This is a genomic window from Tychonema sp. LEGE 07196 (assembly GCF_963890365.1).
In the GTDB taxonomy this organism is placed as follows: domain Bacteria; phylum Cyanobacteriota; class Cyanobacteriia; order Cyanobacteriales; family Microcoleaceae; genus Microcoleus.
On the sequence record NZ_CAWPRX010000200.1, the window covers coordinates 1 to 12,839 of the forward strand.

The 12,839-nt window shown below is 45.7% G+C and carries 15 protein-coding genes and 1 pseudogene; 8 read left to right on the forward strand and 8 right to left on the reverse strand.

Features of this window, described 5'->3' with window-relative positions:
- The 4 genes and pseudogenes from ntrB to AACV78_RS23995 form a co-directional block, all read right to left on the reverse strand.
- Nucleotides 1-859: nitrate ABC transporter permease (gene ntrB, locus AACV78_RS23980; protein ID WP_194074343.1), on the reverse strand; the 859-nt coding region annotated here is incomplete at its 3' end.
- A gap of 141 nt (nucleotides 860-1,000) precedes the next feature.
- A complete protein-coding gene (locus tag AACV78_RS23985; protein ID WP_194011693.1) occupies nucleotides 1,001-2,323 on the reverse strand; it encodes a CmpA/NrtA family ABC transporter substrate-binding protein in 1,323 nt (440 codons plus the stop codon).
- 59 nt (nucleotides 2,324-2,382) lie between these two features.
- Entirely contained in the window at nucleotides 2,383-2,694 is a 312-nt protein-coding gene (locus AACV78_RS23990; protein WP_339383791.1) for a 2Fe-2S iron-sulfur cluster-binding protein, read from the reverse strand.
- Nucleotides 2,695-2,727: 33 nt separating this feature from the next.
- Nucleotides 2,728-4,254, reverse strand: a pseudogene (locus tag AACV78_RS23995) (ferredoxin--nitrite reductase); the annotation flags it as partial.
- Nucleotides 4,255-4,865: 611 nt separating this feature from the next.
- On the opposite strand from AACV78_RS23995, the gene AACV78_RS24000 reads away from it, so the two are divergent.
- From AACV78_RS24000 to AACV78_RS24010, 3 genes are all read left to right on the forward strand, one after another.
- Complete coding sequence (locus AACV78_RS24000; RefSeq protein ID WP_194011692.1) at nucleotides 4,866-5,081, forward strand: hypothetical protein; 216 nt, start codon at nucleotides 4,866-4,868, stop codon at nucleotides 5,079-5,081.
- Nucleotides 5,082-5,095: 14 nt separating this feature from the next.
- A complete protein-coding gene (locus AACV78_RS24005; protein ID WP_194011691.1) occupies nucleotides 5,096-5,245 on the forward strand; it encodes a hypothetical protein in 150 nt (49 codons plus the stop codon).
- 445 nt (nucleotides 5,246-5,690) lie between these two features.
- Nucleotides 5,691-6,128, forward strand: a complete 438-nt coding sequence (locus tag AACV78_RS24010; protein ID WP_194011690.1) for a secondary thiamine-phosphate synthase enzyme YjbQ — start codon at nucleotides 5,691-5,693, stop codon at nucleotides 6,126-6,128.
- Between the two features lie 399 nt (nucleotides 6,129-6,527).
- Here the strand turns inward: AACV78_RS24010 and AACV78_RS24015 are convergent, their stop codons facing one another.
- A complete protein-coding gene (locus tag AACV78_RS24015; protein ID WP_255513011.1) occupies nucleotides 6,528-6,656 on the reverse strand; it encodes a hypothetical protein in 129 nt (42 codons plus the stop codon).
- 15 nt (nucleotides 6,657-6,671) lie between these two features.
- Between AACV78_RS24015 and AACV78_RS24020 the strand changes: the two genes are divergently transcribed.
- The gene (locus AACV78_RS24020; protein WP_194011689.1) at nucleotides 6,672-7,574 is read left to right on the forward strand and encodes a PEP-CTERM sorting domain-containing protein; all 903 of its coding nucleotides are present in this window, start codon (nucleotides 6,672-6,674) and stop codon (nucleotides 7,572-7,574) included.
- Nucleotides 7,575-7,668: 94 nt separating this feature from the next.
- Here the strand turns inward: AACV78_RS24020 and AACV78_RS24025 are convergent, their stop codons facing one another.
- Together AACV78_RS24025 and AACV78_RS24030 are read right to left on the reverse strand one after the other, a co-directional pair.
- Complete coding sequence (locus tag AACV78_RS24025; RefSeq protein ID WP_194011688.1) at nucleotides 7,669-10,323, reverse strand: C39 family peptidase; 2,655 nt, start codon at nucleotides 10,321-10,323, stop codon at nucleotides 7,669-7,671.
- A gap of 295 nt (nucleotides 10,324-10,618) precedes the next feature.
- Nucleotides 10,619-11,059, reverse strand: coding sequence for a peroxiredoxin (locus tag AACV78_RS24030; RefSeq protein WP_194011687.1), 441 nt, complete (start codon nucleotides 11,057-11,059; stop codon nucleotides 10,619-10,621).
- Nucleotides 11,060-11,357: 298 nt separating this feature from the next.
- Between AACV78_RS24030 and AACV78_RS24035 the strand changes: the two genes are divergently transcribed.
- From AACV78_RS24035 to AACV78_RS24045, 3 genes are all read left to right on the forward strand, one after another.
- Nucleotides 11,358-11,675, forward strand: a complete 318-nt coding sequence (locus AACV78_RS24035; RefSeq protein WP_194011686.1) for a DUF433 domain-containing protein — start codon at nucleotides 11,358-11,360, stop codon at nucleotides 11,673-11,675.
- The gene (locus AACV78_RS24040; RefSeq protein ID WP_194011685.1) at nucleotides 11,668-12,000 is read left to right on the forward strand and encodes a DUF5615 family PIN-like protein; all 333 of its coding nucleotides are present in this window, start codon (nucleotides 11,668-11,670) and stop codon (nucleotides 11,998-12,000) included. Before AACV78_RS24035 ends, AACV78_RS24040 begins: the two co-directional genes overlap by 8 nt.
- 81 nt (nucleotides 12,001-12,081) lie before the next feature.
- Complete coding sequence (locus tag AACV78_RS24045) at nucleotides 12,082-12,492, forward strand: Npun_F0494 family protein (RefSeq protein WP_194011684.1); 411 nt, start codon at nucleotides 12,082-12,084, stop codon at nucleotides 12,490-12,492.
- Here AACV78_RS24045 and AACV78_RS24050 read toward each other — a convergent pair.
- Nucleotides 12,464-12,598, reverse strand: coding sequence for a hypothetical protein (locus tag AACV78_RS24050; protein ID WP_255513010.1), 135 nt, complete (start codon nucleotides 12,596-12,598; stop codon nucleotides 12,464-12,466). The genes AACV78_RS24045 and AACV78_RS24050 overlap by 29 nt on opposite strands.
- Before the next feature lie 17 nt (nucleotides 12,599-12,615).
- Here AACV78_RS24050 and AACV78_RS24055 point away from each other — a divergent pair, with 17 nt between their 5' ends.
- Nucleotides 12,616-12,792: a hypothetical protein gene (locus tag AACV78_RS24055; protein WP_194011683.1), complete on the forward strand. Its 177-nt coding sequence runs from the start codon at nucleotides 12,616-12,618 to the stop codon at nucleotides 12,790-12,792.
- The last annotated feature ends 47 nt before the right edge of the window (nucleotides 12,793-12,839 follow it).

The window sequence follows — 12,839 nt, forward strand, 5'->3', positions numbered from 1 at the left end:
CTTCGGGAACCACTTTAGAACCGATAAAACCAACTATTCTGTCTAATAGCAAGCCGACAATTCCTACATAAAGCACTGCTAGAATCACGGAGCTTAGTCTAGAACTGTTGTAAGCGTCCCAGATGAAGAAACCGATGCCAACACCGCCGACTAACATTTCCGCCGCTACGATCGCCAGCCAAGACAAACCGATGCCAATTCTCAAGCCTGTGAAAATGTAAGGAACTGAAGATGGAATCAGGATTTTCCAGAAGTATTTTCTGTTGGGGAGGCGCAAGACGCGGGCGACGTTTCTGTAGTCTTGGGGTATTTGTTGAACGCCTACTGTGGTATTGATGATAATCGGCCAAATTGCTGTAGCCAAGATTACAAAAAGTGCTGCTACTTCGTTGGTTTTTAGCCCCATACCTTCAAAGGGATTGAACTGTTGAAATACTGCCAGGGCGATCGGCAACCAAGCTAGAGGCGGGATAGTTCTAAATACTTGAAACAGCGGGTCTAAAGCATCGTACATTAAAGGATTTGTGCCGATCAATATCCCTAAACTTATGCCGAGAATTGCTGATAAAGTAAAGCCGATCGCCACTCGCTGCAAACTCGCTAAAATTTGCCAAAATAAACCTTTGTCGATACCGCCGTTGTCGAAGAAGGGATCGATAATCAAAGTCCAAGTTTCTTGGACAACTTTAACCGGGCCCGGCAAGGAGGAACCATCACCGTGGCAAAGGATTTGCCAGATTGTGAGCAAAACTGCGATCGCAACTAAAGGTCGAAGGATTTTCCGGCGATTTTTTTGCACCAAATCCACTACGAAATTTACCGGATTTTTACTTTTAGAAACAGAGAGATTTGTTGCCATATTTTTGAGTGCAGTATTGTGAATAATTGATTATTTGTAGATACTTTGAAGTATTCCCCGTGTCTGGGTGGGTTGAGTCAATAGAACCAACTCCACTCAATTTTAAAATCGGTCAACAGTCAACAGTCAACAGTCAACTAATTATGCTTTCTTGATTGCCAGACTCTTCAGATATTCTTCAGGTTTTTCGGGGTCAAACTTGATGCCGTCAAAGAAGGTTTCGACACCGCGAGAAGTCGTAGCCGGAATTTGGGCGGCAGGAACACCAATTGCTGTGGCGGCGGCTTTCCAAATATCCTCGCGGTTAACTTTATCGACGGTTCCTTTGATATCGGTATTAGCCGGCATATAACCCCAGCGAATATTTTCAGTGATGAACCAAGCATCGTGGCTCTTGTAGGGATACGAAGCATTATCAGCCCAGAATTTCATCGCCACTGGACTAGCAGCTTCAACGCGACCTGTACCGTAGTCAATTTGACCTTTAGAGCGAGCGACAATATCGGCTGCAGGAACTTTTAACCATCTATCTTTACCGATGATTTGACACATCTCTTCTTTGTTTTCTGGCTTTTCGCACCACTGCTGGGATTCGAGAACAGCCATTGTCAGTGCTTTAGCAGCTTTGGGATTTTTGGCTACCCAATCTGCTCTTAAAGTTAAAGCTTTTTCTGGGTGATCTTTCCAAAGTTCTCCAGTGATTAAGGCGCTGTATCCTACTTTTTGAGCAATTAGCTGAGCGTTCCAAGGTTCGCCTACACAAAAGGCTTCCATGCTGCCGGATTTCATGTTAGCTACCATCTGGGGCGGCGGTACGGGAATCACGGAAACATCTGTATCTGGATTGATACCGCCTGCTGCTAGCCAATACCGTATCCACAAATCGTGGGTGCCTCCGGGAAATGTCATAGCAATCGGAACTTTCTGATTGGCGAGGGCTGCTTTAAAAGGTTTGCTATCGGTACCGATTTTTAAATCTAGGTATTTTTTGCCGAGGGAAATACCTTGACCGTTAGTATTTAACCGCGCCAGAATGTTCATCGGCACTGGCTGATTGCCTTTGGTAATTGTGCCTAATGTCATCTGGTGAGCCATCGGGGATAGGAGGTGCGCGCCGTCAATGCCGCCTTTGTCGGAACCGAGTTCTAGGTTATCGCGCGTCACCGGCCAAGATGCTTGTTTGGTGATTTTTACGTCTTTCATGCCGTATTTGGTAAAGTAGCCTTTTTCTAGGGCAATAATTATGGGTGCGGCATCGGTGAGGGCGATGAATCCCAAAGTGGCTCCGGTAACTTCGGGGGCGTCGGCGGGGTTGATGTTGACTGCTGGGGCGGCGTTGGGAGTTGCGCCGCTGGGAGTTGCGCTAGATGTGGTGGAACCGGAACTGCAACCGTGGGCTAGCAGGGTGCCGGCGGCTGTGACTCCGGCGGTGATGATGAATTTTCTGCGGGAAAGGTTGCTCATTTGTCTTGAATTCTTGTTGTACTTTGAGATCGTTGGAATGTGAGATGGCAGATGTGAGATCAGGCGTCGATCGACACTTTGCCGATCGCCCGCGCGCTGCAAGCTAAAATGAACCCTGGTTCTAAATCGGCAGCCGCGTCGGGTTGGCTGTCGTAAACTGTCTTCCCTTCTAGAAGTTTCTGCTTGCAAGTGCCGCAGGTTCCCGAACGACAACTGCTGTCGAGTTCGACTCCTGCCCGTTCGGCAACGTCGAGAATAAATTCATCTTCGGTGCAAGCAACTGTTTTGCCCGATCGGGCGAAAATAACAGTAGATGTCTGAGGTTTAGTCGCCGCGAGTGTCGTTTCGTCTCTCTCAACCGTCAGTTGCAGTTGTCGGTTGAGGGAAGCTACATCTCCTTGATGGGGAACAGCACCGAAGTTATCGACTAAAAGTTGATGCAGCACCGGTTTAAGGTCTTCGCAAGGGATGCTTTTTTGGACGCAAGTACCCAAATGAGCGTCTTTGCCAACCGTCCCTCCCATGTAAATATCTACACCTTCAAGGGTTTTGCCGTTCTTGCGAACCTTTGTCCCCATCAAACCGATGTCTGCTACTTGGGGTTGGCCGCAGGAATTGGGGCAACCAGTCCAGTGAATTCTGACCGGTTTGGGAATGGAGAGTTCGGTTTCGAGTTCCCCAATCATGGCGACGGCGCGCGCTTTGGTTTCAATGAGGGCGAAGTTGCAAAACTTGGAGCCGGTGCAGGAAAGTAAGGCTCGCGTCAGGGGTGCCGGGTCGATCGAAAAACGCTGTAACAGCGGTTCTTTCAGCAGCGACTCAATCCGCGATTCGGGAACGTTGGGCACAATCACGTTTTCTTCGACAGTCAGCCTGAGCTCGCCACTGCCGTAGACTTCGGCGATTCTGGCTAAATCGAACAAATCCGATGCAGTTAGCCGTCCGACGGGAACGTGCAGCCCTACATACTTGAGTCCTGCTTGTTTTTGGTCGTAGATGCCGATGTGGTCGCGTTTGTCCCAGATGATTTCATCTTTGAGGGCGGCCCGAAGCAATGTGCGGCCTAATTCTTGTTCCACGGCGGCGCGGAATTGTTCGATGCCGAGTTCGTCAATCAGCCACATCAAGCGCGATTTTTGGCGGTTTGCTCTCGGGCCTCGATCGCGAAATACAGTTAAAATTGCTTTGCACAAATCTACAACGTCGCTGGGACTTGCCCAAGCGTTGAGGGGAATTGCAGCTTCGCAGCGTTTGGCGGAGAAGAATCCGCCGACTAAAACATTAAACCCGATGTTGCCGTCCAAGTAAGCGGGTACGAAGGCGATGTCGTTGATTTCGGCGTGGACTGAGTTGTCGCGGCAGCCTGCGATCGCAATATTAAACTTTCTCGGCAAATTGGAAAACGCGGGGTTGCCTTCGCCGCTGTTGGTAATCATGTCTTGAACTTGGTTCGCCAGTTCCCGCGTATCTATCAGTTCGTCGGCATCCAAGCCTGCGACTGGAGAACCGGTGATGTTGCGAACGTTGTCCATACCGGACTGAACGCTGGTCATCCCCGCTGCTTTGAGGCGGCTGAAGATGTCGGGCACATCTTCTATGCGAATTCCGCGCAGTTGCAGGTTTTGTCTGGTGGTGATGTCGGCGCTGCCGTCGTCGCCGTAGCGCTGTACAATTTCTGCGATGGTTCTAGTTTGATTGCTGGTAATGATGCCGTTGGGCAACCGCATCCGCATCATGAATTTCCCAGGAGTTACTGGCCGAAAGAAGATGCCGAACCATTTGAGGCGGTAGTCGCGATCGATTTCGTCCATTGCTTCCCAGCCGATTTGGGCGAAGCGTTCGAGTTCGGCTTTGACTGCTAAGCCATCTTTTTCGGATTTGAGTTTTTCAAATTTGTTCTGGCTGGTTTTTGGTTCTACTGTTTGGGTCATTGGTTTACCCTCGCGGCTGGCTTGTTCGGGAAAAGTATTGACTTGGAGCATAAAGTGTGTTTCCTGCTAACCTTAGTGACTGTATGAATTTAAAACTGTATATTTAGTTACTCGATAGAATTTCTTTTAAGCATGGTTGGTCTTTTGTATACTTGAGCTTTTTTGGACGCTGCCTCGAATGCCGCCAACCTATTTATGGTTGTTATGGTTGCTACCGATTGTTCGATCGCTGGGTTTCGATGCGCCTTTGTTACGAACAAATGTAAAACCCACCACCGTAAAGATTCGTAGCTATTTTTACAAAATATTGAGTTTTATGAAGATTTTGCATACTGACAATGCGTTTTATACATGAGTAGTCGGTAAAGACACCCACAGAGCCTAAAAATCTTTGTAAATCTTTAGATTTGGGGGGGGAGAGAGGGAAATTGGCAAATAATAAAATAATGTTGTGACGCCGATCGCATACTTAAAACGCCGCTAGTCACACAATTAGATGCGTCGCGATCGCACAATTAGCATTTAAAAATCACATTCTCTACTCTGTCAGCGTCACTGTTGATTTTGGGAGCATGATAGATGATATAACTATCGAATTCAGAGAAGGTCTTATGCTTTTTATTCAACTTATCCCCGGCGCTATTTCTGAAATACTGGCCTCTGTTACCGATACAGGCTGTTTGACATTGGCCGATCGCTACGGTTTGATGGCTGCTGTTTTGGATGACTCTCTCGACGAGCAAGATATATATTCGCTCAACCGACTGCTACGCTACGTGCTTAAGGGAAGAGTCAAGATAGTTAATGAATTGTCGGCGATCGGTTAACAGCATTCAGAAATTTGATTGATGCAGCGCTTCAAGTGCAGAAACTACCGCCAGAGTCTCCAGGAACCCGCGATGCTCGCTACGGATATGTTGCAGGCAGTTTCTTGGCTTTTCTCAAAACGATCGCTCCTCGCCGTCAGTCGATTTTAGATTTTAGATTTTAGATTTTTAGATTTACTTGCATTATTAGTAGGGTGCGTCGAGGATCGATGAATCCCTAATATCATCTCCGGTAGATTGCCATAACACAAAAAAGGTTCGTGCGTGCAGTTAATCGAGCGGGCGCGATATAAGATCGTTTCCGGCTGCATCGTCAGGTGATAAATCAGAGAGCAATTCATGAATGATTTTTACAAGTCACCACGGATATCGGTGTAATTTTCCGTTGTTCGATTCACAGTCAACAGTCAACAGTTAACAGTCAACAGTCAACAGTCAACAGTCAGTAGGGGCGGTGGAGGGTGCGTGCGGGCCCTCTTAACTTGAGGAAACAATTTTTTGTAAATGGTATAATTTTGGGCGATCGGTCTTTGAGGAATTTGAAGACTCAAGTCCTCACTACCAACCTAATTATAATTATTGAACTGGGCTAGAGATAATAGGCAACCTATGAAAATCATCAATCAAACAATCGAAATACTCACAGAATCAGGCATTAATATTTATAATATCACTCCTCAAATTGTCCAGATTCTTGATAGCAGTTCCGTAAAAAATGGACAAGTCATAGTATTTTCGAGACACACCACTACAGCTTTAGCAATTAATGAAGATGAAGAAAGATTGCTAGCAGATATTAAAGCATACTTGCAAAAATTAGCGCCTCCCGGTGACAAATACCTGCACAACGACCTGCATTTAAGAATAGTTCCAGCCGACGAACCGATCAACGCTCACTCTCACCTGATGGCCATGACGCTCAGTACCAGCGAAGTAATTCCAGTTGCAGAAGGTAAATTAGCACTGGGGACTTGGCAATCTGTTTTGTTTTTTGACTTAGACGGGCCGCGAAACAGAAGTGTAAGTATTCAAATTATGGGCGAATAAGTTGTGGTGTATTTAAATGGCATCTAGCGGTTTTCAAGTGAATGAAATATTGACAAATTAATCCCTCAATCCATCAATTTTATTGACTAACTCTGCGTGGGTGATGCGTTTGGGTAGCAATGTGCGGGTAGTGGCGGGAGTTTGCTGTTTAATTACGGGTATTAGCTGTTTTTTTTGAATGCAGTTGATATTAGGCGATAGCCCACAAAATCGGGAGTAGATCAGTTTTGGAAAAAGCATTTTTTTTATTAAGCGTGCGAGCGTCCCCGATCGCGTATTGTACTCGCGAGCAGGGACGCTCGAACTATAAATGCAAAACCGATCTGCTCTCACAAAATCTTTACCAAAACTTTAATAAAATTTGCCGGAATCTATGATTTACTAAAAATTAAAGAGTCCCTACGAGGCGGTAGCATCTCCGGCTTTGTAAAAATATTTTTTTGTTCGAGTGCGATCGAGAAAATCTCCCACGCATTCAAGCAAAACACAGATGCTACCGAGCGATCGACTGGATTTTTTATCACTCATTCCCCGGAGAATTTTATGAATTCTACTAATAAAAACAGTATTTACAGCACTTGCTCAGTGGCTGTTTTCTGTGCAATTATCGCGATACAGCCACAAAAAGCTACAGCAGCAACGCTATCTAACGGTTGGAATTATGCGATCGACTCCTTCAGCGACGGCGTGACAGGGCCGCAAATCGGCGGCGGCGAATTTGAATTTTACGGTATCGCTGTCAAAGAAACATCAGATACAGCTTTCATCGCCATTAACTCCAATCTAAGTTTAGCGGGATATGCAGACAGCGCCGCTCAAAGAGGCAACATTAACTACGGCGATTTATTCTTCAATTTTTCCGGTCAAAACTTCAACACAGCTAATGCAAATAACAGCTTGTTTGCAGTTCGCTTTGCCGAAGGAAATGACTCAGGCGTGGCAACAACAGGCGTTTACAGCAATGTTACTGCTAAAAATGTCACTAAAACCAACTCCGGCTTTAGCAATTTAAATCAATTCAACACCGTAGTTGCATCTCAAGGCGGTACCCCATCAATGGGCGATTTAGCTGCTACAGACCCCTATTTTGAACAAACAGGAAACTGGACAGTTCTCAACTCAATTGCTACAGGTACAAAAGTAGGAGAAATCAATTCTTTAACTCCCGCCACTTTGACCGCACTCGGTCTTAATTTCGGTCAATTTAATGCCGTAGGTTCTCAAACAATCGGATTCAGTTTCAACAAATCCTCAATGCCTTCGGGAAGCTATATTGCTAATTTTTTGGCCGAGTGCGCTAATGATGCGATCGCCATTAAAAGCTCCTTTGAAGCAAGCTCTCCTGAAGCCGTACCCGAACCATCTACTTGGTTCGCTACTTTACTAGGATTGAGCTTTTTAGGTATGGGTGCGGCGAAACGCAAAATTAAGGGCAATATTGCCTAAGTTATGGGTGCGCTGCGGCGCACCTTACGCATCACTAGCGCGACTTCCAAATAGATGTAGGGTGCGCGGCGGCACACCTTACAAACGGCTGTAATTATCGAGAGATAAAATGCGCCCAAACATTCCCATCAGGCCCCGCAACTTGATTGACGTAACTGTAGGGATACATCAACTTTCTTCCCTCAGTATTGCTGTAGCCCGTGAGTGCATCTCCCCAAGGATCTTGTACGATATAACCCTGGGAATTGTAGCCAATTAAAGTGATAATGTGACCGGCCGCCGTAAAATCTCCCGCTAAAACTACCGGCCGCCGATTCAACAATTGGGATCGCACATCCGCCCATGTACGAGTCGTACTAAAACTCGTCTGGAACCCGTAAGCCTGAATCAGCGCCGTCAGCACGTTGTGATCCGTTTGAGAACCCTGGCCGGCATAGTCGAAACACCACTGCAACAACTCATCCTCCAACTGTCCGCCCCACTTAGAGCGAACGCCGTAGTAATAAAATACCATTGCGATCGCAGTTACATTGCAAGTAGACCAGTCAAAGCGCGGATTGTCCCGCTGCGAAAAATACGGCACGTTCAATTCCACATTGTTCGGAACTGGATCGAAAATTTTATCTCCCCGTTTGAACTGAACAAAGCTCGGAAAAACATAACCTGTATTGCCAAAATTCGGCAGTTCTTCAGTTAGGGAAACTTTTAGGTGATTTTCTTCCAAACCGTAGCTTTCCACGCCGTAAACTCTACCTAAAGGTAGTGTAGTTCTTTCAGTAGCAGTTAGTTTGTTAGCCTCTAACGGGCGTTTTTTCAATACCGTTGGTTGCAGCATTGTCATTGTCAAAGCATCGGGGTCAAAGGGAACTTCTTTGCCGTTTTTCTTGATTTTAACGGACTGCCAATAAATAAATCCGACATTCCCGAAACCGGGAATAGATTCGGCGAGAGTTACTCGGAAATGACCCAAAACGCACGCATAACCAGTGATGGTGTAGGTGCTACCTAAAATTAAAGCTGCAACTCCATTGGCAGGCAGTTTTGATGAATCTACTGGTTGGCTTTTAATCACAGTTGTTTGAGTTACCAACAGTTCAGCGCCTCCGCTGTTGTTGGGTACGTCGGCGAGGTCAAACTTCAAGGTTTTTGTACCTTTGGCCAACTGAACGTCTGGTTCGTAAAAATAGCCAAAACTGCCGATCGGCGAAATTGCCGAATCCAGCACCACCTTGAGATGCCCGTCAACAAATCCGTACTTGCTCAACGTGAAAATCTGACCTGCTTTGACAAGAACTTTTTGCTGATTTTCTAGTCGCGAAGAATCAACCGGAGCTACTTTAAAGAAAGTAGCAGAAACTATCTTTAAGGTCAAACCTTTTCCGACAGTCAGCGGATCGGAACTAACTGTAATGTAAATTACTTGGCTGGCGGTAACATTGCGTTTGCTGTCAGTTGCGCGCAACCTCAGCCAACGAGCTCCTGCTACGCTAAATCCTTTAGGCATATTCACTTGCCAAGTGCCGGCTTGTTGGTTTAGCGTAACGGTTAGCGGAAATTTATCTTCAGCTATTACATCAACTTTTACCGCTTCCTGCTTGTCAAAAGTACCCTGCAGGACGATCGCCTGATTTACCAAAACTTCTGTTGGCCCTTGATAAGTTAAATTAGGGGCAGGATTGAAAGATTTACCACCGCGACTGAATTGCACGAAATCGGGAAAAATAAAACCCGTATTGCCAAAGGAAGGCAAATTTTCAGTCAGCGAGACTTTGACATCACCTTGTTCTATAGAGAATCCTGCAACTCCGTAAATCATGCCCGCCGCCAAATTAATTTTTTCTGGCGATTGCAGGCTTGCTGGATTGACCGGCCGCTTTTTAAGCACAGCAGTTTTGATAACAGTCATCGTCACAGCATTTCTATCACACTGAATTCCTATCCCGTTTTGCAAAATTTGGACGTGTTGCGAGTACAAAAAACCTGACTGGACAAAGTTGGGGATCTGGTTATTTAGGGTGACACGAAAATGATTGTCTACGCAAGCGTAGCCGAGAATATTGAAAGTTTCTCCCTGGTAAAATCGGACTTTCTGATTTTCTGCTAAAGTAGCAGAATCTGCGGGATTGCGCTTTAACCAGGTTTTTTTGTTTACCCACAGCAACATCATTCCAAGCGGCGGGGTGGGTAATTGGGCGCGATCGAATATCATGATTTTTGCGCCGCTTGTGATGACTGCGTGCTTTTCGTAAAAAAAGCCGGAATTCCCCACCGGATAAATTGGATTATTTAATTTAACATTCAGGTGTCCGTCTTCTAACTCGTAGTCGGTAATTTGATAAGTTGTTCCGGCTGGTACGTCCGCTTTTTGCAGTTCGTTGAGACTGGTACTAGGCAATGTTCCGGCTTTGAATCTGGTAAATTGGAGAATAATTAACGTAAAAGAGCGATCGGGCGTGTTAGAAGCAGGATTAACTTTGATGCTAATTGTTTGTTCGCCGATAACTTTGCCAGTCTTATCAGTTGCCTTCACCTGCACCGTGCGAGATCCAGGGCGATCGAATCCTTTCTCTAAACTGATGTTCCAAATGCCTGTAGATAAATTCATCTCAGCATTTAGGGGATTTGAGCCTTCTGCTGCTGAAATCGCCACCACTTGATTTTTGTCAAAACTGCCAACTAAGACAGCGGCTCGATTCGCCTCAACTTCTTGGGGGCCTAAGTAACTGAAAATACTGTTGTTGTTTGTCATTCTCTATCTGCCTACCTACTTAATTATTCAGCTACAGCAAGGATAACTTCTGATTTTATCAAACACAATGTCAATCGCTGACAAAACCGCCCCTCGACTGAATCTAGGGGCGGTGAAAGCCTTTTAAAGCATGAATTTTGAATGGTTGACAGGATTTGCACGCAAAATCTAACTGTAGGCTGTGCACCGCGCACCTGACGACAATCTAGGCTGCTCGATCGCATTTGTCGTGCAAGTTGTGGGGGAACAAATATAGTTAGAGTAGGTTGTTAACCCCCGTACCCGTGACCCCTCACTAAACTATGGTGACAAGAATATCTTGAGCGTGAGAGTCAACTTTCAGATTGTCTCCTTCATAAACCTGAATAATTTTGCCGGTGCCGTCGATGACGAAGGTGACGCGCTTGGCATAATCGCCTTTTTCGACATCGTAAGCTTTGGTAATTGCGCCATCAACATCTGCTAATAGTTGAAAAGGCAAACCGTACTTTTCTGTGAATTTTTGGTGCGATTCTTCGTTGTCGCGGCTGACACCGAGAACTACTATATCTTTGCCCTTGTATTCTTCATGGGCTGCTTTGAAGCTTTGGGCTTGTCTGGTGCAGCCGGGGGTGTCATCTTTGGGGTAGAAATACAAGATTACGGTTTTACCGTTGAAGTCGGAGAGGGAGACTGTTTTGCCGTTTGTGTCTTTGGCGCTGAATTGAGGAGCCGCGCACCCTACTGGTAATGTCATAGTTGTGTTTCTGTTGGGATTTATAAATGTATTTTAATTCATTTTGGGCGGGCTAGGAGCCCACCCCACAATAAAATGCACTTTTTGTGGAACAGGCCGGAAAGCCTGTTCATAATATTTAATTAAACTTCAGCCGCTTGTTTTTCCGATTCTAGCCTATGCTCCCTGGTTGGTTGTTTAAACATTTGGAGTAGTGGTCTTTGCCACTCAGAAAAGCGATCGCCTAAAATGGCTTTTACAGCCAAACTCGTCTAGCCTGTTCTAAAATGTAAGACACATCCTATATTAATTCCCTACCATGTCGATCGCCGTCATTAAAGAACATATCGAAATTACTCCCGGAATCTGTGGGGGAAAACCCCGTATCGCCGGACATCGCATCCGAGTTCAGGATATAGTTGTTTGGCACGAACAAATGGGAATGTCACCAGACGAAATTCTGTATCACTATCCGAGTATTACTTTATCTGATATCTATGCAGCTTTAGCCTATTATCACGATCGTCGAGATGAAATTCGCTCTGCAATCGAAGCAGATGCAGAATTTGCTCGCCAGTTGAAAGCTCAAACTCCATCGCTATTGCAACAAAAATTAAAAAATCGTCAACATGGCTAAGATAAAATTTCATCTTGACGAAAATATAACTCTTGCCATAGGAAATGGATTGCGAAGACGTGGAATTGATGTCACCACAACTCCAGAACAAGGAACGATCGGGCAATCCGACGAACAACAATTAGCATTTTCCCTGTCTCAAGAGCGAGTGATTTTTACCCAAGATACGGATTTTTTAAGACTGCATCATGCAGGTTTGTCTCACGCACGTATTGTTTACTGTCTGCAAACCAGTAAATCGATTGGGGAAATTTTGCAAGGATTAGTATTAATTTGGGAGGTAGTGAATGCTGAAGAAATGAACAATCATTTGGAGTATTTGTAGAAATAGGCGATCCGGATAAATCCACTTTGACTCTAAATCTGTAACAATTAAAAATATAGTACCTCTTCAAAATTTCTCCCAATGACTTTTATCCCATCCGAAGCGTTTAAATCTATTAGTTATCCCAGCCGCACTGTCAAAAGAGCAGATCGCGCGATCCGGTGCAGCCCTTTTCAATTACACTTCTTCCAGACCATCCGCGATAACAGCGTTTTCCTAAGCGCGATCGCCTCAAATTCCGGTGTCGAAAGCGGCTACACCCGATCGCCCGTATCCGAACTTGCAGCCGAAAACTCCCTGCTGTGGCTGATTCAAGTCGGCGTACTGCGGCGGGAAGTAGACGGACAAGGGATTACCGACAGTTTTCGCCTCACGCCCCTAGGCCGCCAACTCGTGGAAAAATGGGAACAGGAAACAGATAAAGTGCCGGATGCTTCATTGTGCGATCGTATGGGAAATGCCGTTAGCCGCGGGTGGGGACTGTTTGTATGAACTTTTCTCGCTGGCTGCGGCCTGACACAGAGTCCAACAGTCCGACCACGATCGCACCGTAGCATTTTTTGAAGAACTGGGCGCGATCGTCCCCTGGCTGAGTCATTCGCGCCACCTCGATTTATGAATGATTTTTTACCGCAGAGGCCGCAGAGGGCGCAGAGAGAAGAGAGGGTTCTCTACGGATTTGGTTCGATCGAATGTGCGGTCGATCGCCTATACTGGAATATCTGGTTGTCAGCCATTCAAGGACGAGAGACGACTAAAGTTATCACTACAAACTTCATTATGATTATTTAACCGGACTTGATATCATCTCTCAAATAACCGCTAACTACTAACAACTA